We start from the raw sequence: 21,535 nt of genomic DNA, 5'->3' as shown, positions 1-21,535 counted from the left end.
CTGACACGCCATGTCCATCGAAACGTTCGCCAACCCCTGGCCCGCCCGCGAAGACATCACGATCACCTCGGTGCGCGCCATCACCACCGCGCCCGAAGGCATCGCACTGGTCGTCGTGCGCATCGACACCAACGTCCCCGGCCTCTACGGCCTGGGCTGCGCCACCTTCACCCAACGCTGGAAAGCCGTCGTCGCCTTCGTCAACGACCACCTCGCCAGGCTCCTCATCGGCCGCTACCCCGGCGACATCGGCGACCTCACCAGACTCGCCGGCTACAGCGGCTACTGGCGAGGCGGCCCGGTCACCAACAACGCCATCTCCGGCATCGACCAGGCCCTGTGGGACATCGCCGGCAAACGCGCCGGCATGCCCGTCCACGAACTACTCGGCGGCAAGGTCCGCGCCGCCGCCGACACCTACCTCCACGCCTCCGGCCGCACCATCGAAGAGACCATCGACCAGGCACAAGAACTCGCCGAGTCGGGCCTGCGCCACATCCGGCTCCAGGTCTCCACCCCCGGCGGCGGCGGATACGGCGCCCCACAGGTCCCCACCGAATACCCCGACGCGCCCTACCGCGACGGGTGGAGCTCCCGCGACTACCTGCGCCGCACACCCGCCCTGTTCGAAGCGGCCCGCGACAAACTCCCCGGCAACCTCGAACTCCTCCACGACGTCCACTCGCGACTGTCCCCGAAGGAGGCGGTGTGGCTGGCACGGGCGCTGGAACCCTACCGGCTGTTCTTCCTCGAAGACGTCCTCGCACCCGAGCACTGGGACCGGCTCCCCGAAGTCCGCGCCGCCAGCCCCGTCCCCCTGGCCGTCGGTGAACTGACGACCTCCCTCCAAGACGCCGTGCGGCTGGTCCGCGACCACGGCGTCGACTTCATCCGCAGCCACGTCTCCGACATCGGCGGCCTCACCCCCGCCCGCAAGATCGCCGACCTCGCCGACCTGTGCGGCGTCAAGACCGCCTGGCACGGCCCCGGCGACACCTCACCCATCGGTGCGGCCGCCAACGTCGCCCTCGACGTCACCTCCGCCGCCTTCGGCATCCAGGAAGGCCACGTCTACAGCGAGGCCACCCACGAGGTGTTCCCCGGCACCCTCCGCATCACCAACGGCTGGCTCCACCCCAACGAGGCCCCCGGCTGGGGCATCGACATCGACGAGGCCGCCGCCGCCCGCTACCCGGCCGAACTGTCCGGCCACGACGCCTGGGCCGCTGGTGTGCGCCGTATCGACGGCGCGCTGGAGGCCCCGTGACCGACCTGACCGACCCGCCCGTCCGGCCCCTCGGCGAACAGCGGCGACACCGCGCCGGCGACACCCGCACCCTCGGCGGCGGCCTCCAGGCGGGCGCCAACCAGTCCGACCTCGGTTCCTTCAACGAGGCCGCCATCATCGAGACGATCCGCCAGGCCGGCATCATCAGCCGGACCGAGATCTCCGAGCAGACCGGACTCACCCAGCAGTCGGTGTCGCGGATCCTGCGGGTCCTCCTCGAACGCGGCCTGCTCGCCGAGGAGGCCCAGGAACGCGCCGAACGGCTCGGGAAACCCCGCACCCCGGTGCGGCTGCGCGCCGAGGCCGCCCACGCCGCGGGCGTGCTCGTCGACCCCGAACTGGTGTCGGTCGTGCTGTCCGACCTGACCGGCCGGGTGGTCGACCGCCGCCGGATCGTGCCCGACGCCGAGGCCTCCCCCGAGGCGCTCGTCGAACTCATCGCCGACGGCGTCGAGGAGGTCGTCACCGCCTCGGGCATCGACCTGGCCACCTTCCTCGGCGTCGGTGTCGCCGCGCCCGGCCCGATCACCCCCGACGGGATGCTCCTCGACCTGCCCCTGTCGCAGGCCTGGCGCAACGTCCCGCTCCAGGCGATGCTCGCCGAACGCCTCGACTGCCCGGTCGTGCTCGAAAAGGACGGGACGGCCGCGGCCGTCGGCGAACGCTGGGTCGGCCGCACCGACCGTGCCGGCGACTTCGTGTACCTCTACTTCGGCACCGGGATCGGCTCCGGCCTGGTCATCAACGGCGAGTCCTACCGCGGCACCAGCGCCAACGCCGGCGAATTCGGGCAGTTGTGCGCCGTGCGCCTCGGACGCGTCGACGAGGCTGGGCGGCCGCAACTGGTACGGGAGTGCAACCCGCCGGTGGCGCTGGTCGAGATCGCCGGCGAACTCGGGTACACGGGTCCGGCGCGGACCTACAAGGAGATGTGCGCCGAGGTCGGCGCCGGTGTCCCGGCGGCGCTCGGCGCGGCCCGGCAGATCGCCGAGGCGGTCGCGCTGGGCGCGGTCGCGCTGATCGACCTGCTGGATCTGCCACTCCTGGTCATCGGGGGCCCGACCTTCGAACCGGAACTGGAGGAGATCGTGGTGTCCACCGTCGACCAGGCGGTCAACAGCCGCCCGACCGCCCATCTCGCGCGCCGGGTCGCCGTGGAGCGTTCGCTGGTGACGGTGGAGGCGGGCGCGATCGGCGCCGCGTCGACGATCTTCCACGCCTCCTTCGCGCCCTCGGTGCGGCGCACCCGGAAGCTGGCGCTGCGATGAGCCGGATCGGTGTTCAGGCCTTCACCCTGCGCGCGGAGTTCGCGCGGCTCGGCGTCTTCGAGACCTTCCGCCGTGTCGCCGCGATCGGCTACCGCTCCGCGGAGATCTCGGCGATCCCGATGACTCCCGGCAACGTCGCCGAGCTCGTCCGCGTCCGCGAGGAACTCGGTGTCGACATCGTGTCGCTGTCGGGCGGGCTGACCGGTGAGGTCTCGCTGACCACGGCCTTCGACGAGTTCGTGGCCGACGCCACGACCCTGGGCGCGAGCAGGATCCGCATCGGGATGCTCCCCGCCGAGGCCATGGCCACACCCGCCACGGTGGCGGCCTTCGCCGACGGCTGCAACGCCGTCGCCGAACGACTCGCCGAGCACGGGATCAGTCTGCACTACCACAACCACCACGTCGACTTCGCCGCCTACGACGGCCGCCACCTGCTCGACGTCATCGCCGAACGCTCCCCGCTCGTCGGCCTCGAAATCGACGCGCACTGGGTCCAGCGCGGCGGCCTCGATCCCGTGCGAACGCTCCACAGGTACGCCGGGCGCGTGGCGATGGTCCACCTCAAGGACTACCGCATCGCCCGGCTCGACCCCGCGGTCTTCGCCGCGCTCGACGACGGCGACCGCGCCCCCTGGCAGGAGGGGATGGCCCAGATCGTGCAGTTCGCCGAAGTCGGCGAGGGCAACCTCGACTGGCCGGCGATCATCGCCGCCGCCGATGAGACCGGCGTGGCGCACCTCCTCGTCGAACAAGACGAGTTCTACGGCCGCACCGCCTTCGACTGCCTGCGGACCTCGTACGACAACCTCGTCGCGATGGGCTACGGGGATCGCTTCTAACGCGTAAGGAGACACCCATGTCCGCACAGGGAAGCAAACGCGCGCTCATCATGCGCGGCGGATGGGAAGGACACCAGCCGGTCGAGGCGACCGACGCGTTCATCCCCTTCCTCACCGCCAACGGCTACGAGGTCCGCGTCGAAGACACCTCGGCCGTCTACGCCGGGGCCGCTTATATGTCCACCGTGGACGTCGTCGTGCAGACCAACACGATGAACACCATCACCGGCGACGAACTGCGCGGGCTGCGCACCGCCGTCGAGAACGGCACCGGCATGGCCGGATGGCACGGCGGCATCGCCGACTCCTACCGCGACAGCTCCGACTACCTCCAGCTCATCGGCGGCCAGTTCGCCACTCACCCGGCCAAGGCAGCCAAGGACGAACTGCCCGGCGACGGCACCGACTGCTTCGTCCACCACACGATCGACATCGTCTCCGAACAGGCCGACCATCCCATCGTCGCCGGCATCACCGACTTCGCACTCACCACCGAGCAGTACTGGGTCCTCACCGACGACTACAACGACGTCCTGGCCACGACCACCATCGCCGTCGCCGACCACCACCCCTGGCACCGCCCGGTCACCTGCCCGGCGGTGTGGACCCGCAGGTGGGGCCACGGCCGCGTCTTCGTCGCCACCCCGGGCCACGACACCGGTGTCCTGGCCGACGCCAACGTCCGCACCATCATCGAAAGGGGCATCCTGTGGGCGAGTCGCTGAGGATCGGCATCGTCGGCGTCGGGGCGATCTCCGGCGCCTACCTGGCCACCTTCGAGCGTCTGGAGACGATCCGCCTGACCGCGGTCGCCGACCTCGACGCCGTCCGCGCGAAGGCCGTCGCCGAAGAGCGCGGTGTTCGCGCCCTCACCGTCGACGAGCTCGTGTGCGATCCCGAGGTCGATGTCGTCCTCAACCTCACCGTCCCGGCCGCGCACGCCGAGATCGCGCTCAAGGCCATCGCCGCCGGGAAAGGCGTCTACGGCGAAAAGCCCCTGGCGGCGACACTGGAGGAGGCTCGCGCCGTCGTGGCGGCCGGTCGCGCCGCCGGTGTCGCGGTCGGTTGCGCGCCCGACACGGTCCTGGGCACCGGTGTGCAGACCGCCCGTAAGGCCATCGACGACGGCCTCATCGGCACCCCGGTCGCGGCGACCGCCACGATGGTGACGCCCGGTCACGAACGCTGGCACCCCAACCCGGACTTCTACTACCGGCGCGGCGGCGGTCCCCTGCTCGACATGGGCCCGTACTACGTGACCGCGCTGGTGACACTGCTCGGCCCGGTCGCCTCGGTGGTCGGTGCGGCAGCCCGCGCCCGCGACACCCGCGTCATCGGCTCCGGCCCCCGCGAAGGCGAGGCGGTCCCCGTCACCGTCGACACCCACGTCACCGGCGTCCTGCGCCACGAGTCGGGAGCGCTGTCGACGCTGGTGATGAGCTTCGACGTGGTCGCCACCCGGGCGGCCAACATCGAGGTCCACGGCCAGGCCGGTTCGATGATCGTCCCCGACCCCAACGGCTTCGACGGCACCGTGCGCCTCCATCGCCTCGGCGGCGCCTGGGAGGACCTGGCGCCGAGTGCCGGCTACCTCGACGCCGCCCGTGGCTATGGCCTCGCCGACCTCGCCGCCGCCCGCGACGGTGAACCCTTCCGCGCCAACGGCGAGCTCGCCTACCACGTCCTGGAGACGATGACGGCGATCCTCGCCTCCGCGGAGGAGGGGGTGGCGGTCAGCGTGGAGAGCACGTGCGAGCGGCCGGCGGCGGTGCCGCTGGGGCCGGTGCGCTGACCGCGGCTTCAGGCGGCTCGGTGCCTTAGATCCACTCGGGTACGTGGGCGTAGCGGGCGCCGAAGCCGCCCGTGGGGAGGATCTCGGTGATCGCGGTGAGCTCGGGTTCGGTGAGGACGATGTCGGCCGCGGTGGTGTTCTCCTCGACCCGTGCCCGGCTGCGGGTGCCGGGGATCGGGACGATGTAGTCGCGTTGGTGGAGGATCCAGGACAGGGCGAGCTGGGCGACCGTGATGTCTTTGGACGCGGCGAGTGCGGTGAGGCGGTCGACGGCGGCGACGTTGTTCTCGAAGTTGCCGGGTTGCCAGCGCGGGTCGGTGCGGCGCATGTCGGTCTGGTCGTGGTCTTCTGCGGGTTTGGCGGTGCCGGTGATGAAGCCGCGGCCCAGTGGGGAGTAGGCGACGAAGCCGATCTGGAGTTCTTCGAGGACGCCGAAGAGTTGTTCGGCGTCGCGTTCGAACAGTGAGTATTCGGTCTGGAGGACCGAGACGGGCTGGACGGCGTGGGCGCGGCGGATGGTCTCGGGGCCGGCTTCGGAGAGGCCGAAGTACTTGACCTTGCCGGCGTCGATGAGTTCCTTGACGGTTCCGGCGACGTCCTCGATGGGGACGTCGGGGTCGACGCGGTGCTGGTAGAAGACGTCGAGGTGGTCGACGCCCAGGTGGCGCAGGCTGTTGTCGGCGACGGTGCGGATGTTGCCGGGGCGGCTGTTGAGGCCGAAGCCCCGGCTGAGGTCGGTGAGGTCGAAGCCGAACTTGGTGGCGATGACGATCTCGTCGCGGAAGTCCTTGACGGCCTCGCCCAGGAGTCGCTCGTTGCTGCCGGTGCCGAGGCCGTAGAGCTCGGCGGTGTCGAAGAAGTCGACGCCGAGTTCGTGGGCGCGGGCGATCGTGGCGCGGCCTTCGGTGTCGTCGCCGGGGCCGTAGGCCATGGTCAGGCCCATGGTGCCGTAGCCGATGGCGGAGACCTGGAGTCCCTGGGTGCCGAGTGCGCGGTGGTGCATGACACGTCCCTTCGTCAAACCAAACGGTTCGGTTTGAACCGTACCCGGAGACGCGCGAATTCCAAACCGAACGGTTCGGGCGGTTACGCTGGTGCGATGCCGCCCGTCACCAGCCCCGAAGCCACCCGTGAGCGCATCCTCGCCGCCGCGCGCTCGGAGTTCGCACGCTACGGAATCGCGGGCGCCCGCATCGACCGCATCGCCAAATCCGCCAAGACCAGCAAGGAGCGCGTGTACGCGTACTTCGCCAGCAAGGAGGCGCTGTACCGGCTGATCTCCGGGCAGGAGCTGGCCGCGATCGCCGAGGCGACCGGCATGGACCCCGCCGACCTGCCCGGCTACGCCGGGCGCCTCCACGACTACTTCACCACCCACCCCGAGCGGTTCCGGCTCATGCAGTGGGGCCGCCTGGAGCTCGACCCCGCCGAGGCCGCCGACGACCCGGTCCAGGCCACCATGGCCGGCAAGATCGAGCGACTGCGCCGAGCACAGGAGGACGGGATCCTCGACCCCTCGTGGGACCCGATCGACATCGTGGTGCTGCTCAACCAGATCGCCGCCTCCTGGGCCGGGTACGCCGATCTCGCACCGGTGGGCTCCGCCGAACGCGAGCGGTTCATGGAAGCCCGCCGCGCCGCCGTCGTCAACGCCGTCGCGCGACTCTTCCCCACCGCAGCTCCGTCCTGACCGCACCGGCCACGCCCGCCGGACAGCCGGGCGGGCGTGGCCGTGCCCGCTACTTCCCGACGGTGGCCAGCGCCGCGGTCAACACCGCGATCGTCTCGGTTTTGGCGTCGCCGTTTTTGAAGATGCAGCGGGCGTGGGCGATGACGTTGCCGAGGCGGGCGGCGCCTTCGGCGATGGTGCCTTTGGCGGTGACGACGGCCTGGTCGCCGAGGCCGGAAACCTCCTCAGCCGGGCTGGAACCGGCGAAGGACCGTTTGTCCTCGGCGAGGCTGTCCTCGGCGTCGCCGTCGCCGTCGGTCCACAGCTCGATGCGCAGTTGGATCGCTGTTCCGTCCTCGCCGTTCCAGTCGCAGACGAGGGTGGTCCCGGCGGGCTTGTCGTCGCGGAGGCGTCCGGCGGCGGCGGTGTCGAAGGCGCGTTCGTTATCGGCGGTCGCCGAGACCTTGTCTCCGGGCACTCCGGTGAGTTCGTCGCACGTGGACGGGACGTTCTCGGCGGCGTAGGAGGCGCCACCGCCGGTGACGATGACGATGGTGCCGACTGCGGCCAGGGCGACGGCCGCGGTGGCGATGAGGGTGATGATGTGGGCACGTTTCACAACGCGGAACCATAACGGATCCCGCGCCCCACAAGCCATCGCGTTCGATCATGCGGCCCGGGACGCCCACAGCGGCGTCCCGGGCCCGTTCACGACCCGGCCGTCAGACCGTGATCGTCCACTTCTGACTCGCCGTTCCGTTGCACGGCAGCACCTTCAGCGTCTTGCCCTGCGTCTGGCCCGTCAGGCAGCCCACCGCGGTGGCCACGATCAGGTAACTCCCGTCGGTGTTCTTGTCCAGCCGCCACTTCTGGTTCGCGCCGGTCGAGGCGGTCCAGATGTGGGTGAACTTGCTGGTCCCGTCCTGTAGTTTCGCCGGATCGGTGTTGCGCTCCAGGGACTTGCCCGTCGCCATCACCGGGATGACCCGGTAGGTCCCGTCGGCGTTCTTGGTCAGGTTCCAGCGCTGCGCGGGGTGGTCGTGCTCGGTCTCCAGCTTCACCAAGGTCCCGTTGGTGGTCCCGGCGTAGTCGAGGTCGGCGACGAGGTTGTTGGCCTTGTTGGTGATCAGCACGTTCGTCATCGGCATCCCCGGCGCCAGCCCGCCGATCAGGAACACGCTGTCGGCGATGTTCCAGTTCGACGCGAGGTAGCCGCCGGCGACCGGGTTGGGGTTGAAGTAGGAGTCGCCGGCGCAGTCGACCCACTCCACCAGCGGGTTCGGGCAGTCGATCAGCTCACCGGGCGGATTCGGGATGCCACCGTCGTCATAGCACATCAGGTCGCCGCGCAGGTAGCAGTGACTGCCCGAGGTCGCATACGGCGCCTGCGGGTTCACCGCGCCCATGGTGTGCAGCAGTTCGTGGACGTCGACGTTGGCGTTGTCGAAGCAGGTCGTCTGCATCCCGACCATCGCCCACCCGGACTGGTGGTTGTTCAGGTTCCCCGAACCCGGCGTGCGGTCCTGCGATCCACCAAAACCAAGGCCGCAGGCGTCGTTCTCGGTCCACACCACGTACTTGCGGTCGGCCCGCCCATAGCCCAGCGACCGCAAGGCCTCGATGACCTTCCCCTGGTCGGCGTCGTTCATCGCCGCCTGCGGGACCACGACCCGGGTGATCGTCGGCTTGCACGCGGCGTCGTGGACGAAGCGAAACTCCCGCCGCTCACCCTTGTCCTCGGCCGACAGCACCAGACGCGTGTTCAGGTTGATCGCGCGGGCGTCGAAACGAGCCCGGTGCTCCTCCAGCCTGTCGGTCTGGCCGTCGCCGCGCACATACAGCAGCTGCACGCGCCGGCCGCTGGTCCCGTCCCCGTCGCAGGAGGGCGGCGCGTCGTCGAGCGCGGCGAGCGTCCCGGCGTCCGAGCCCGACGCCCAATCCGGTGGGAGTTCGTCATCGGCGACCGGCACCGCGCCGCCGCCGACGGGAGCGACCGGGCCGGTCCCCGCCGCGGCGAAGTTCATGCCGAGCAGCCACAGCGACACCGCCGCCACGGCCACCAGCAGTGTCCGATACAGAGACTTTCGAGTGAAGGGCATGCCGGGAAGTATGTCCTATATGGACAGACGGCCGATACCTCGCGAGTATCAAGATTTCCTTAAATGCTCGCCCTTCTTCGGTGTCCCGCCCCTCCCCCACGCCGAACGGCAACCCGCAGCGCCGCGAGGCATGCCGCCCGAGCCGCCCGGGCGGGGCGGCTCGGAGCGCGTCGAGGTCAGGCCGCGATCGCGTCGACGTCGCGGTCGTGGTGCCGGTGGGCGGCGATGGCGTCGACGAGGCCGGTGACGAAGTCCTGCGGCGGGGCGCCGTCGCCGTCGTGGGCGACCAGGCCCGGCGCGGCCTCCGGAAGCCCGGCCGCGTCGAGCACCGAGCGGCCCGCCCCGGTGGCGGCGACGGGCTTGGCATGCTTGTAGGCCTCGGCGATGAAGTGCCGGGCGAAACCGTCGGCGACGAGGGCTTCGGCGCTTGCCGCGCCGCCGGGGACCACGACGGCGTCGTAGAGCACCGAGGCCATCGTCGTCATGGAACGGGTCACCGGCAGCGAACCGCCGTCGGCGGTGGTCACGGTCCCGTCGACCGCGGCGAGAATCTCCGGGACGGCACCTTGAGCCGTGAGCGCCTCGGTCACCGCCTCGACGGCCGCGGCGTCGACACCGTCGGCGACCAGCACGGCGACCATGCGGGTGGCGATGCCTTCACCGGGCAGCACCGTCTGAGACAGGAACGCCGATGTAGCGCCGTGGTTGACGGTCGCCTCCGCCGGCGGGGTCACGCCGACGCCCTGGGCGACGAGCCCGGCGAGCTCGTGGTCGACGTTGTTGAGCAGGCCCACGACGCGCTCGCGGATCTCCTTGCGCGTGACCTTGCCCAGCTCGAAGCGGTAGGCGGCGACGATGTGCTTCTTCTCCCAGTCGGACATGCTGTTCCAGAACAGCGTGGCCTGCCCGAAGTGGTCGGCGAAGGACTCGGGGCGCTTGCGCAGCTTCGGGCCTTCGACGTGCTGGGGGAAGTGCGTGAAGGCGCCCGAGCCGGGCACGACCGGGCATCCGCCGCCGATGCTGTTGGGGTGGTAGTTGGCGGTGCCCTGGCGGACGCTCTGCTGCCCGAACCCGTCCTGCTGGTGGTTGGCGACCGGGGCGAGGGGCCGGTTGATGGGCAGCTGCGCGAAGTTCGGCCCGCCCAGGCGGGTCAGCTGGGTGTCGAGGTAGGAGAACATCCGCGCCTGCATCATCGGATCGTCGGTGACGTCGATGCCCGGGACGAGGTTGTTGACGCAGTAGGCGACCTGCTCGGTCTCGGCGAAGAAGTTGTCCGGGTTGCGGTCGAGGACCAGGCGCCCGACCGGGGTCACCGGGACGAGGTCTTCGGGAACGAGCTTGGTGGCGTCGAGGAGGTCGACGCCCGGGAAGTCGAACTCCTGCTCGGGTGGGATGACCTGGATCCCCAGCTCCCACTCGGGGTACTGACCGGCCTCGATGGCGTCCCACAGGTCGCGGCGGTTGAAGTCGGGATCCTTGCCGCCGATCTTCTGCGCCTCGTCCCACACCAGGGAGTGCGTGCCCAGTTTCGGCGTCCAGTGGAACTTGACGAAGGTCGACTCCCCCGCGCCGTTGACCAGCCGGAAGGTGTGCACGCCGAAGCCCTGCATCATCCGGAAGCTGCGTGGAATGGCCCGGTCGGACATCAGCCAGATGACGTGGTGCATCGTCTCCGGCTGCAGCGAGACGAAGTCCCAGAAGGTGTCGTGGGCCGAAGCGCCCGTCGGGATCTCGTTGTGGATCTCGGGTTTGACGGCGTGGACGACGTCGGGGAACTTGATGCCGTCCTGGATGAAGAAGACGGGCATGTTGTTGCCCACGAGGTCGAAGTTGCCCTCCTGGGTGTACAGCTTCACCGCGAAACCACGTACGTCGCGCGGTGTGTCGTTCGAGCCGCGGCCACCCTGGACGGTGGAGAAGCGCACGAACACCGGTGTACGCAGCGTCGGATCGCACAGGAAGTTCGCGCTGGTGAGGTGCTCCAGCGACTCATGGACCTGGAAGTAGCCGTGCGCCCCGGAGCCCCGGGCGTGCACGACACGCTCGGGGATGCGTTCATGGTCGAAGCGGGTGATCTTCTCCCGCAGGTGGAAGTCCTGGAGCAGGCTCGGGCCGCGCTCGCCGGCGGTGAGCGAGTTGTCGGTGTCGTCGACCGGCACGCCCTGGTCGGTGGTGAGCGCGCCCTGCAGGGGGTCGACACGCACCTCGTCGAGCTGTCGGTCCTTGGCCGTCCGGTCGCGGTCTTGTGCGGCGCTGCCCATGCCCGTGCCTCCCCAGGTTGGTCGGATCCCCGAGGGGATGCCCACTCCGACCCTGCCATCAAACCCGGCGAAGCGGACCTTTTGTGAAGCTTCGCGGCCGAGCGACTCACGGTGTGGCGTCGACCGCCGCGGGCCCGACCCGGCACCAGGCGCCGATGGCGACGGCCCTGCCGGTGGTGTCGCAGTAGGCGGCCAGCGCGTCGGTGAGGTCGCGACGCTCATCCGGCAGCGCACCCCGGCCCGCCTCGACGTCGGCGAGGACGGCACGGAGCCGATACTCCGTCACCACCATCCGCCCCTCGACGCTCGTCTCCTCATGCCGAGCGGTCACGGCCAGCCAGTCCAGGCCGTCCATGCCACGAGCGGTGGCCACGGCGTCGATCCGCGCACCGAGCACCTCGCCACCATCGGTCCAGGCGTGATGGACGCTTGCCCGCCCGTCGGCACGCTCGAAACGCACCACGAGATACGTCTCGCGTGGCCGGCTCGCGGCGACACGGTCGACCACGGCACGCTCGATCGGGACACGCGTGTCGCGGCCTGCGGCGGGGCTGAGGATGAGTGTCATGTCGGGCCTCCATCGTGCGGGGTCACGCCGGGGTATCCCCCACCACGCGGGATCGAAACCCGGAGTTCGCGTCGGCCGACGAAATCCTCAAGGTCCCAGGCTCTCCCCGCGACGGGACAGCAGAACACCGCCCGGGCGCGCATCATGAGAGGCGAGGTGCACGGGGGAAGGTCGGAAAGTGGACTTACGCGCCAAACGAGTCGTCATCGCCGTCGTCGTGGTCGCCGGAATAGCGGCGGCTCTGTTGATCACCCGCAAAATCGTCCCGGCGTATGTTCCCGCCGCCGATCCGAGCCCGACGCCCACGTACTCCACCGAACTCACCGCCGAGGTGTTCGCCGACAGTGTGGACGTGCGCGACCCCGCCGACTTCTCGCGGTTCATCACGCTGTCCCTGGACGAACGCGGGGCGCTCACCGGCTGCCCTCTCGTCGAGGAGTTCGAGCGCTGCGTGGGTGCCGTCGAAGCGGCCTACTCAAGCCCCGGCGGCGAGTTCCGCCTGACCGCGACGGTCCTCGCCTTCGACGAGGTGATCGGTGCGCGTGAAATCGACGACGACCTGGACGCCACCGACGTGCTGGCCGAGGTCGTCGAGCCTCCGGCGGGCGTTCCGCCGCAAGGCAGGTACTGGTGGGCGTTCGGTGACCTGTCCAGATTCGTCGTGGTGACCACGGCCGGACTGGCCTCCGGCGAGGAGCCGAACAGAGCACAAGACGACCAGGCCGCCGGGCTGTCGGTGAGGTTCTACCACCAGATCTGCCTGCTGCTGCGGCTCGGATACCGCTGAGCCGCGCGGGCTCAATTCGACGACGAGTGGTGCCCGGTGGCGTAGCGTCCGGTGCGCGGATTGCGCGACACCGTCCACTGTGTTCCGTTGTTGTCGACGACGTAGACCGTCTCGGTGAACCCCTGCGACCGCAGGCCCTCGTTGGCCGTGCGGACCGTCTGTACGACACGGGCGTTGCCTTCGACCTGCCCGATCGCGGCCTCGACGGTGTCGAAGGTCTCGGCGACCTCGGTGCCCGACCGGGACGGCTGCTCCGGCTCGGTCCTGGCCGGTGCGCGGCTCTCCAAGGTGTCCAGGCTCGCCTCCAGCTCTCCGCGCGAGCGCGCCACGCCTTGGACGTCGCCGACGTCCTGGGCGCTGTTGGCGTCGGTCTGCAGCTCGCGGGCCTCGGCCTCGATGTCGCGCGCCTGCCTGATCGTGTCATCGCGCCCAGGTGTCTCCTCCGGCTGGGCCTCGGCGGCCTCGCGGACCCGCCGCGCCCGGGCCTTGACGTTCTCAAGCTCGGCGAGTTCACCGGCCCGGGCGGCCTCGACGTCGCCGCTCGGCGGACGGTAGCGGCGGGGCTTGTTGTGCACGAGGACGCCGGATTCGGCGACGTAGAAGGTGTGCGTGCCGGCGACGGTGAGGTTGTGCACGATCCATTGGCCGTCGGTGCGGGCGCGGGTGCGCGTGACGGTGGCGGTCCGGCCGTCCACTGTGGTCAGGACGGTGCCGGGGGTGAGTTCACCGGCCGGGGTCCAGCCCGGCCCGTCCACCCAGAACGGGTGCGCGGGCGTGCAGGAGATGACGCGCCCGGCCACGGTGAGGTCGAGTACGCGCGGCACCACGTGGGTCATGACCGCCGTGACCGTCTGCGGTCCGGGCCCGGCGCCGGGCAGTCCCCCCAGGACCTTGTCGCCGACGGCGATCCGCTCGATGCCGACCGGCCCGTCCGGGGTCGCCACGAGCGTCCCGGGCACGAAACAGCCCTCGCCGTCGGCGGCCGGCTCAGCGGGCGCGCGCTCCCCGGGTCGAGCGCCGGGAGCCGGTGCCTCCTCACCGGCCCGGGGGCCGCCCCGTGCACCGCCGAAGACCCGTGGGAACGCCTTGCCCAGGCCCCGGAACAGTCCGACGAGGAGGATGTTGCCCAGCAGTCCCTTGTCCCACGGGTCACCGTTGATCAGGTTGACGACCGCGCCGATCCCACCGGCCAGGACCATCTCCCCGACCAGCAGTGCCGCGCCCTCCAGCCCGCCGAGCACCAGCAGCGCGCTCCCGGCGGCGAAGGCACCGCCGATGAGCGCGCCGACCAGCGCACCCCGGCCGATGTTGCGCAGGTCGTACCAGGAGCGGCCCTGCTGGACGTTCTGCTGGATCCCCGATACCGCGCCGCCCACCGCGCCGCCGACCACGAGCGCACCCGGCCCGAGGACCGGGAACAGCAGGAGGGTGACGAGCAGACCGGCCCAGAAGCCCCAGTTGCCCAGCATGTCCTTGATGTCGTCCCATTGGCGGGAGAACCAGTCGCCGATGTCGCCGAGGATCGAGCGCTGCACGAACCGCTGCGTCGTGCGCTGCACCGACGCACCCCGGTCGGCGACACGCTGCTGGCCCGTGGCGATCCGTGTGGAGACACCGGCCAGTGCGGTCTCGGTGTTCTGCCGGGTCTCCTCGACGGGCGCGGCCAGGCCCTGGCGGGCGGTCGCGGCGGCGCCCGCCAGGCCCGTCTGCGCCTGTGCCGCGGCGGCCGACAGCTGTTGCCCGGCGCCGGCGACGGCGGCCGAGCCGGCGGTGATGGCCCCGGACACGCCGGTGCGGATCCCGCCGGTGACCTTCCCGGCTCCTTCGGCCAGGTCGGCCACGGTGCCGCTCGTGGCTTCGGTGAGGTGCCCGCGGGTCCGGTCGGCTATCTGGTCCAGCGCGGCGCGGGACTGCCCGGCCGCGCCGGTCAGGTCCTGCCCGACGCGGCCGCCGGTGTCGGCCAGGCCCGCGGCGGCGGTGTCGAAGCCTTCACCGATGACGGCGTCGACCTCGCCGACGGCGGCCCCCGCGGCCTGCTCGTCGGCCGGGAGGGTCGCGGCCTGACCGGCGGCCTCGGCGACTTGGGCGCGGGCCTGGGTGGCGGCTTGCGTGGCGCGGGCGCCGACGGCGGACACCGAGGCCGTGGCGGCCTGGTGGATGCGGGTGCGGTCCTGCCCGGCTCTCGCGCGGGCCGCGGCGGTGGCGGTCTGCCCCGCCTGGGAAAGAGCGGTCGCGGCGTGGGCGCCGTGCCGGTCGATCTGTCCGGTGGCCTCGCCGGCCGAGCGGGTGGTCTCCCGGTCGGTGTCGGCGGCCGCACCGGTGATCGCGGTGGTCGCCGCGGGTAGTTCGGCGGCGACCTGCTCGGCCATCCGGTCGGTCCCCGAGGCGATCTCCCGGTCGCTTTCGGCGGCGCGGGTGCGCAGCTGGCCGCCGGCGTTCCCGGCGGCCCGGTTCATCTGATCGCCGGCGTCCTGGGAGACCTTCGCGGCCACCTCGCCTTGGCCTTTGGCGACCGGTTCACTGCCGCCCGCGCCAGGCCTCGCCGCCCGGTCTGCGCCGGACGACAGCGTGGTGGCGGTGTCCCGCACGGCGGTCTCGGTGCCGTCGGCGACCTGGGCGCGCGCCTCGGTCCCGGCGGTTCGGATCTCGCCGGTGCGGGCGGTGACGTCGGTGCGGACCCGCTCGGTCTCGGCGTGGCGCCACTGCGCGACCTCTTCGCGTGCGGTCGCGGCCGTCTCGCCGACCTCACCGGAGCGGGCGCGCGCCGCGGCCGTCACCTGTTCCCTGGCCTGACCGGCCTGTTCGGCGATGCCGACGCCGTGCTGCCGCGCGGTGGCGTCCACATCGGAGGCCGCCGCGCCGGCGGTTCCGGTGATCGCGTCAACGGCCGTGGAGGCGGCCGCGGTGAGCCTGCCCGCTCCGGCCGCACCGGCCTGCGTGATCGCCTCGACCAGGATCTGCGCGCCGGGACTCGCCGCCTGTGGGACGGTGTCGTCGCCGGCCGATGCCATGGCCGAACGTGCGTCCCCGGTCGCGGCCTCGAACTCGCCGCGCGCCTGCGACTCCTGCTCGGCCGCCGAAGCCTCGGCCTGGCGCGCCTCGACCAGTCCGCTGTCGTCCACAGTGGCCGGCGTCGGGTGAGGTGGCCGAGGGAGCGGGCCGGGAGCCTCGGGCGCCTCGGGTCTTTGCACCGGGGGCAGCGCCGGCGGTGCGGCCGCGACCGGCGGCGCCGGTGGCGGGGCGGGTGGCCGCTGCGGGATCTGCGCGGCGTCGAGGTGCGGTACATGCCCACCGCCGACGAGCCCGGTCACGGCGGCGTTGCCCGCCAGCCGCTGTAGGACATGCAGAGACGACGGCCGCGCCCCTGGCGCCGTGTGCACGGACTGCTCGCGGGCCGGACGCTCACTGAAATCGGCATGGGTCGGTTCCACGGCCATCCCCTTGTTGTGCGGCCCGCACTTCCCGCTGCTCCCAGGTTGCCCCCGGGGGCCTGCGTCATCAGGTCCGATAGGGAAGCCGTCCGAGCACCGGTACCTGCCCGACGGGCGGCGGCGAGTGCGGCGTCGGTGCGGTCGTGGAGTTCGCACATGCCCGCGAGGGCGGCCTGATGTTCTCAGCATGTCGCGACACCGTTGAAGCACCCATGGTGACCATGGCCTGAGGGGCATATGCTCCCTTCAGAACCCATTTCGGTCGAGGGACACGCACCATGCGTGACATCCGGCGGGAGGGCACCCGCTATGGACACTGAAACCCTGGCAGCGGTTTTCATCGAGTTCGCCGACACGCTCGTCGACGAGTTCGACATCACCGATTTCCTTCGTCTGGTCACCCGTCGATGCGGTGAGCTTCTCGACGTGACCACCGCCGGCATACTCCTCGGCGATCACGAGGGTTCGATGAGAATCGCGGCGGCGTCAACCGAACAGACCCGGATCCTCGAACTGCTCCAGTTGCTGACCGATGAGGGGCCCTGCCCGGATTGCTTCCGGACCAGGCTGCCCGTCGTCGTCCCAGACCTCACCGAACCGGCAACCTTGGAGAAGTGGCCGCGTTTCGCTCACGCGGCGATCGAGGCAGGTTTCGCCTCCGTGCACACCCTGCCGATGCGGCTGCGCGGTAAGACCGTCGGCGCTCTCAACCTCTTCGACATCCGGCAAGGCAACCCGACCCGCACCACACTCCACCTGGCGCAGGCTCTGGCCGACATGGCGACCATCGGAATCTTGCAGGAACGCGCCGTCCGCCATCAGGAACTTCTCAGCGCCCAACTTCAGCAAGCCCTCGATCTGCTGCGCCCGGTCACCCTCGGCGGCGCCGAACATGACCTCGAACCGGGTGACACCGCTGAGGAAGCGTCTTCCACCGGCTGAGCCCAGCGGCGGTCATGCCACAGGTCCCGGCCCGCCTACTCCGCCTGGCGGTCAAGGCGCTGCGATGCGGGTCCCACCGATGCCCTAAGGCGATATCTCCTCGATGTCACCGGGCTCCCACTCGTGCCGCCACCTGCGGTGACGCCGGATCGTCGCCGTTTTGACGCCGCTCGGTCGAAGAATCGCAGGAAACCGAAGGGAGCACCATGCGCCGCATGAACGCCATCGCCGACCGTCTGCTCGCCGCCCTCGTCCCGGGTGGGCGCGCCGAGGCCGCCTGTACTCCGAAATCCTGGACGGAGCAGAAGTACGTTGACTGCCCCGGCGGCATGCGGGTCTGTACCCGCAGATGTTCCACACTGAGCAACTGCTCCACGAGCTGCACCACCTGGAGCTGCGGCGGGTGCAACAAGGCCTGACCTCTCGCCCGGGGGCCGTCTGGTCCCCGGGTCAGGGCAGGCCCTTGAGGGCGATCTCCACATCGTGTGTCTCGGAGCGGCCCAGGGCGGCGAAGATCGTCGCCGCCTCCTGCCAGGCGTCGCGTGCGGGGCCTGTGCGGCCGAGCTGCGCGTGCGTCTCACCGAGGTCGCGGAGAGTCACCGCCAGCGAGTAACTGACGTCCTGTTCCCGGTAGCACTCGGCGGCCTCGGCGTAGTGCCGGGCGGCCTCGGCCAGGTCCCCGCGCCGGCGGTGCACGAGGCCCAGACTGTGCAATGTGGAGGCTTCACCGAGCCGGTTGCCTATGGCACGGTTGACGACCAGCGCCTCACCGCAGCTTCGCGCGGCGGCGTCCAGGTCGCCCAGGTTGGCCTGGAACCAGCCGACCTGGTTCAGTGCCCGCGCCTCCAGGTGCGCCCGTCCTCGCACGCGCGCCAGCCCGCTCTGAGCGTGCCGCAGCGCGGAGGCATGGTCCCCCAGCAGGTCGTAGACCTGCGCGGCGTGCTGGTCGACGGCGCCGCACACGTCCGGGGCGGCACCTTCCACCAGAGCCAGCGCGACGGAGATCTCCCGGCGGGCCGCGGTCTCGTTCTCCCGCATCGCGTGCAGGCGGGCGAGGCGGGCGTGGATGACGGCGTCGCGGGCGGGATCCGGCCGGTCGCCGGCGGCGCCGGCGGCGGCCAGGTGCGCGGCCACGGCGTCGTCCCAGCGGCCGCGCAGCGACTGGAATGGCAGCAGGGTCCAGGCCAGATCGCGTGCGTGGCCGGGAAATCCGGAGGTCCCGGCGCGCACGGCGGCGGCCTGGAGGTTGTCGTGTTCGGCGTCGAACCAGGTCAGCGCGTCTTCCCTGTCGGTGAACTCCGGGGCGTCGGTGGTGACAGGGGCACGGTTGGGGTCAAGGACGCGGGAGGCCGCGTCGGCCGACCGGAGATAGTGGTCGAGGAGGCGTCCGAGGGCGGCGCGGCGCTCCGGTTCGGTGTCCTCGGCGCGGGATCGTTCGGCGGCGTAGGCGCGGAGCAGGTCGTGGTGGCCGTAGCGGTCGCCGTTGTCGGTGATCAGCGCGGCGTCGGTGAGTTCCCGCAGCAGCTGGCGGGCCTCGGACTCCGCGACGCCCGCAAGGCTCGCGGCGGCGATGGCGTCGACGTCGGTCCCGGGCAGCGTCCCCAGTAGCCGGAACAGGCGTGCCGCCGCCGGGCTGAGGGGATGGTAGGACCAGGAGAACACCGAGCGGACGTCGCCGAGGAGGTCGTTGTCGGTGAAGCCGTCGAGCCCGGGGCCGGGTTCGAGTTCCCTGGCCATCGATGCCATCGGGAGGCCTGGTCGCAGGGCGGCTCGCGCGGCGGCGACGGCCAGGGCGAGTGGTAGCCCCGCGCAGCGGCCGATGACGAGGGCGGTCGCCTCAAGGTCTGCGTGCACCCGCGCGGTGCCCAGTCGTTTTTCGAGGAGGTTTCTCGCCTCGCCGGCGGAGAGGACGTCGAGGACGACGGGGCGGGCGCCGTCGACGGCGATCAGTCCGGTGAGCCGTTCCCGGCTGGTCACGACGGTCAGGCATCGCGCCGAGCCGGGGAGGAGCCGGCGGACCTGCTCGGCCTCGCGGGCGTTGTCGAGAACGACGAGGACGGCGCGATCGGCGAGGAGGCTGCGGTAGAGGGCGAATCGGGCGTCTTCCGCCACGGGCGCGTCGCGCAGCCGGACGCCGAGGGCTTCGAGGAATCCGCCGACGACTTCGGCGGCGCCGCGGGGCCGCCCGGAGGGGGCGTATGCGCGCAGGTCGGCGTAGAGCTGGCCGTCGGGGAAGCGCCGGGCCACTTGGTGTCCCCAGTGGACGGCCAGGGTGGTCTTGCCGACGCCGGGTGGTCCGCTGATCGTGAGCAAGGGCATGGCCGTGGGTTGCGACAGGTGGGGATCAAGGAGGTCGAGGGCGTCGCGTCGGCCGGTGAACGCGGCCAGGTCGGGAGGCAGCTGGCGTGGAATGACGGTTGGCGTCTGGTGCCGTACCGGCGCCTGGGGGCGCTGTCCGGCGAGGAGGGCCGCGTGGATGGCGCGGAGTTCGCCACCGGGGTCGGCGCCGAGTTCCTCGGCGAGGTGGCGGCGGACGGTTTCGTAGCGTTCCAGGGCTTCGGCGTGGCGGCCGCAGCGGCGCAGGACGTCGAGCAGGCGTACCCACAGGGACTCGCGGGTGGGGTGGGCGGCGGTCAGTTCCAGGAGTTCGGTGACGCACGTGGCCGGGTCCCCGTCGCGGATGTCGAGGTCGACGCGGCGTTCGATGGCCGCCAGTCGCCGCTCGATCAGTGTGGACGCGTGGACTTCGGGCAACCTTGTCGCGTCCAGGCCCTGGAAGGGCGCGCCGCGCCAGAGTGCGGCGGCCTCGATGAGGTTCTCTCGCTCGTGGAGCGGATCGCCGGGGCCGACCAGCGCGGTGAACCGCGGTACGTCGACGTCGACGGTGGCGGCGTCCAGGACGTAGCCCGCGGGGTGGCTGACGATCGCCGCGGCGCCGAGGGTCCGCCGCAGCCGGGCGATGTAGGTCTGTACGGTCCGCCGGGGCCGGCGGCCCGCATCGTCGCCGTCCCAGAGCATCGCGATCAGATGGTCGACCGGTACGGGCCGTCCCACCGACATCGCCAGCACCGCGAGGGCCACCCGCAGCCGGTTCGGCAGCTCCACCTGGCGGCCTTCGACACGTACTTCCCAGGGACCCAGCATGCGGATCTCGATCAAGACGGCACCTCCGCGCACGCTCGCGCACATCGGTTCTGCGCGAGGACGCGATCGAGCGGGATCGCACCACAATGGACACCGCAAGGTTAGTCCGCTGTCCGTTGCCAGACCACGACACCAGGGCTCCCTGATGGCCGTCTCCTCTTTCGGGAGACCGCCATGCGGTCACGCGGGCGGCGCGGTGAGCGTCATGAGGAGGGCCATCAGCGGGAGTCGCGGGGAGCGTCCTTGGCCGCGCAGTTCGTCGATCGCCGGGAACAACCCGGCCGGAAGGGGTGAACTGAACACGACTCCGTCGACGGCGGCGACGAGATGGCGCCACAAGACCAGCGAGACCTCCACCCACGACAGGAGGCGGCCGCCGTTGGCTTCGATCACCTTGGCCGCGAGGTCACGAATCAGCACGTCGTCCATCGACCACCCCACGGTGTCGTCGTCGGGCCGCCACGCCAGGTTCACGAAGAAGCGCCGCCGGACGAGATCGGGCTTCTCGTCGTCGGGCGCGTGGTCGATGAAGGCCACGACCGCACCGGCGGTTCCGGGCAGGGCGCGCACGTTGTCGGCTATCGCTCGGGCCAGCGCCTCACCGGACGCCTCCGCAGAGACCGACAGCGCGATCAGGGCGCGCAACGGCGGGCGATAAGGACGCGTGACCATGTCTCCTCCCGATTACAGGGGTCGGGTGGTTTCCACGCTCAACTGGCCACAGCGGTGCACATGTACCGTCGTGGGTCCGCCGCGGCCATGTTCGCGACGATTGCAGCAGACCGCCAACGGCCGCGCAAGAGGCTTCCACCTCTGACACGAAGGCCTTTCGCGGGGAAACGCTCGACATGTCCGACTCGGCGCATGACTCGCCTTGAGGTGTCGGCGGGAGGCGGCGCCCGCCACCCGAGCCCGCAGTGATCAGCTGCCGCGTCCCGGCCTCGTTCCACACACAGGACATCCTCCAGACCGTCCCCGCTCCCGACCTCGCCAACCTCACCGGGCACCCGCCGCCGTTTCAGGCTCCAACGGACCGTGGGTCAAGACCCGGTCGCGTGTGGCAGGACGGGGCCGGTCCGAACCTTCCCTGACCAGGCGAAGGGGCTTGTCGCCGGTGGAGGGCGCATCGGGGAATCGTCCGCACGACGCATTCCCCGGCGGGCGTGGCCGCGGCGGTGGCGGAACGGGCCTGGGGCATACTGCCGAGCGTGAAACTCTCGCGCGGATGGTCGGTGTTCCTGCTCGTGGTCGCGCTGTGGAACTGGGTGATCTGGCCGAGGTTCGCCGTGGCGATCTGGAACGACGATCGGGCCTGGGACGGCTCGGCGCCGACGTCGTTCCTGTACGTGCACGCGGTGCTCATCGTCGTGACCCTGGGACTCGGAACCGCTGTCGGGTGGCTCGGGGTCAAGGGGCTGCGGAAGCGCTGATCGACGCGCCCTGG

18 protein-coding genes are annotated in these 21,535 nt (G+C 71.1%); 10 read left to right on the top strand and 8 right to left on the bottom strand.

The genetic code is table 11. The features are described 5' to 3' along the window. Positions 1-10 precede the first annotated feature (10 nt). Genes HNR73_RS28200 through HNR73_RS28180 form a run of 5 tightly spaced genes read left to right on the top strand, consistent with a single transcriptional unit; the run spans position 11 to position 5,190 of the window. On the top strand, positions 11-1,267 hold the full coding sequence (locus tag HNR73_RS28200; RefSeq protein ID WP_184790689.1) for an enolase C-terminal domain-like protein: 1,257 nt from the start codon (positions 11-13) through the stop codon (positions 1,265-1,267). Then, positions 1,264-2,556, top strand: a complete 1,293-nt coding sequence (locus HNR73_RS28195; RefSeq protein WP_203686602.1) for an ROK family transcriptional regulator — start codon at positions 1,264-1,266, stop codon at positions 2,554-2,556. The genes HNR73_RS28200 and HNR73_RS28195 overlap by 4 nt, the downstream gene beginning before the upstream one ends. Beyond that, positions 2,553-3,398 carry a sugar phosphate isomerase/epimerase family protein gene (locus HNR73_RS28190; RefSeq protein ID WP_184790688.1) on the top strand — a complete coding sequence of 282 codons (846 nt, stop codon included), beginning with the start codon at positions 2,553-2,555 and terminating at the stop codon, positions 3,396-3,398. Before HNR73_RS28195 ends, HNR73_RS28190 begins: the two co-directional genes overlap by 4 nt. A gap of 17 nt (positions 3,399-3,415) precedes the next feature. After that, positions 3,416-4,123 (top strand): ThuA domain-containing protein, encoded by a 708-nt coding sequence (locus tag HNR73_RS40210; RefSeq protein ID WP_184790687.1) that lies wholly within the window; start codon positions 3,416-3,418, stop codon positions 4,121-4,123. Next, positions 4,108-5,190 carry a Gfo/Idh/MocA family protein gene (locus tag HNR73_RS28180; protein ID WP_184790686.1) on the top strand — a complete coding sequence of 361 codons (1,083 nt, stop codon included), beginning with the start codon at positions 4,108-4,110 and terminating at the stop codon, positions 5,188-5,190. Before HNR73_RS40210 ends, HNR73_RS28180 begins: the two co-directional genes overlap by 16 nt. A gap of 25 nt (positions 5,191-5,215) precedes the next feature. Here HNR73_RS28180 and HNR73_RS28175 read toward each other — a convergent pair whose 3' ends face one another. Then, on the bottom strand, positions 5,216-6,193 hold the full coding sequence (locus tag HNR73_RS28175) for an aldo/keto reductase (protein WP_184790685.1): 978 nt from the start codon (positions 6,191-6,193) through the stop codon (positions 5,216-5,218). A 96-nt stretch (positions 6,194-6,289) separates the two neighbouring features. Here HNR73_RS28175 and HNR73_RS28170 point away from each other — a divergent pair, with 96 nt between their 5' ends. Continuing rightward, complete coding sequence (locus HNR73_RS28170; RefSeq protein WP_184790684.1) at positions 6,290-6,880, top strand: TetR/AcrR family transcriptional regulator; 591 nt, start codon at positions 6,290-6,292, stop codon at positions 6,878-6,880. A 49-nt stretch (positions 6,881-6,929) separates the two neighbouring features. Here HNR73_RS28170 and HNR73_RS28165 read toward each other — a convergent pair whose 3' ends face one another. From HNR73_RS28165 to HNR73_RS28150, 4 genes are all read right to left on the bottom strand, one after another. Next, positions 6,930-7,478, bottom strand: coding sequence for a hypothetical protein (locus HNR73_RS28165; protein ID WP_184790683.1), 549 nt, complete (start codon positions 7,476-7,478; stop codon positions 6,930-6,932). A gap of 103 nt (positions 7,479-7,581) precedes the next feature. Then, positions 7,582-8,958 (bottom strand): RICIN domain-containing protein, encoded by a 1,377-nt coding sequence (locus tag HNR73_RS28160; protein ID WP_184790682.1) that lies wholly within the window; start codon positions 8,956-8,958, stop codon positions 7,582-7,584. Positions 8,959-9,134: 176 nt separating this feature from the next. Next, positions 9,135-11,219, bottom strand: coding sequence for a catalase (locus HNR73_RS28155; RefSeq protein ID WP_184790681.1), 2,085 nt, complete (start codon positions 11,217-11,219; stop codon positions 9,135-9,137). 106 nt (positions 11,220-11,325) lie between these two features. Beyond that, positions 11,326-11,787, bottom strand: coding sequence for a hypothetical protein (locus tag HNR73_RS28150; protein WP_184790680.1), 462 nt, complete (start codon positions 11,785-11,787; stop codon positions 11,326-11,328). A gap of 178 nt (positions 11,788-11,965) precedes the next feature. Here HNR73_RS28150 and HNR73_RS28145 point away from each other — a divergent pair, with 178 nt between their 5' ends. Then, complete coding sequence (locus HNR73_RS28145; RefSeq protein WP_184790679.1) at positions 11,966-12,574, top strand: hypothetical protein; 609 nt, start codon at positions 11,966-11,968, stop codon at positions 12,572-12,574. An 11-nt stretch (positions 12,575-12,585) separates the two neighbouring features. On the opposite strand, the gene HNR73_RS40945 is transcribed toward HNR73_RS28145, so the two are convergent. Next, positions 12,586-16,005, bottom strand: coding sequence for a polymorphic toxin-type HINT domain-containing protein (locus HNR73_RS40945; RefSeq protein WP_184790678.1), 3,420 nt, complete (start codon positions 16,003-16,005; stop codon positions 12,586-12,588). Positions 16,006-16,314: 309 nt separating this feature from the next. Here HNR73_RS40945 and HNR73_RS28135 point away from each other — a divergent pair, with 309 nt between their 5' ends. After that, entirely contained in the window at positions 16,315-16,947 is a 633-nt protein-coding gene (locus HNR73_RS28135; RefSeq protein ID WP_184790677.1) for a GAF domain-containing protein, read from the top strand. Between the two features lie 215 nt (positions 16,948-17,162). After that, a complete protein-coding gene (locus tag HNR73_RS28130; protein WP_184790676.1) occupies positions 17,163-17,366 on the top strand; it encodes a hypothetical protein in 204 nt (67 codons plus the stop codon). 31 nt (positions 17,367-17,397) lie between these two features. Here the strand turns inward: HNR73_RS28130 and HNR73_RS28125 are convergent, their stop codons facing one another. After that, a complete protein-coding gene (locus HNR73_RS28125) occupies positions 17,398-20,106 on the bottom strand; it encodes an AfsR/SARP family transcriptional regulator (protein ID WP_184790675.1) in 2,709 nt (902 codons plus the stop codon). A 165-nt stretch (positions 20,107-20,271) separates the two neighbouring features. Further along, the gene (locus tag HNR73_RS28120; protein ID WP_184790674.1) at positions 20,272-20,763 is read right to left on the bottom strand and encodes a hypothetical protein; all 492 of its coding nucleotides are present in this window, start codon (positions 20,761-20,763) and stop codon (positions 20,272-20,274) included. A gap of 536 nt (positions 20,764-21,299) precedes the next feature. Between HNR73_RS28120 and HNR73_RS28115 the strand changes: the two genes are divergently transcribed. Then, on the top strand, positions 21,300-21,521 hold the full coding sequence (locus tag HNR73_RS28115; RefSeq protein ID WP_184790673.1) for an SCO4848 family membrane protein: 222 nt from the start codon (positions 21,300-21,302) through the stop codon (positions 21,519-21,521). Positions 21,522-21,535 lie beyond the last annotated feature (14 nt).

Source organism: Phytomonospora endophytica (assembly GCF_014202425.1).
GTDB classification, from domain to species: Bacteria; Actinomycetota; Actinomycetes; order Mycobacteriales; family Micromonosporaceae; genus Phytomonospora; species Phytomonospora endophytica.
This window is presented reverse-complemented; position numbering and strand designations above follow the sequence as displayed.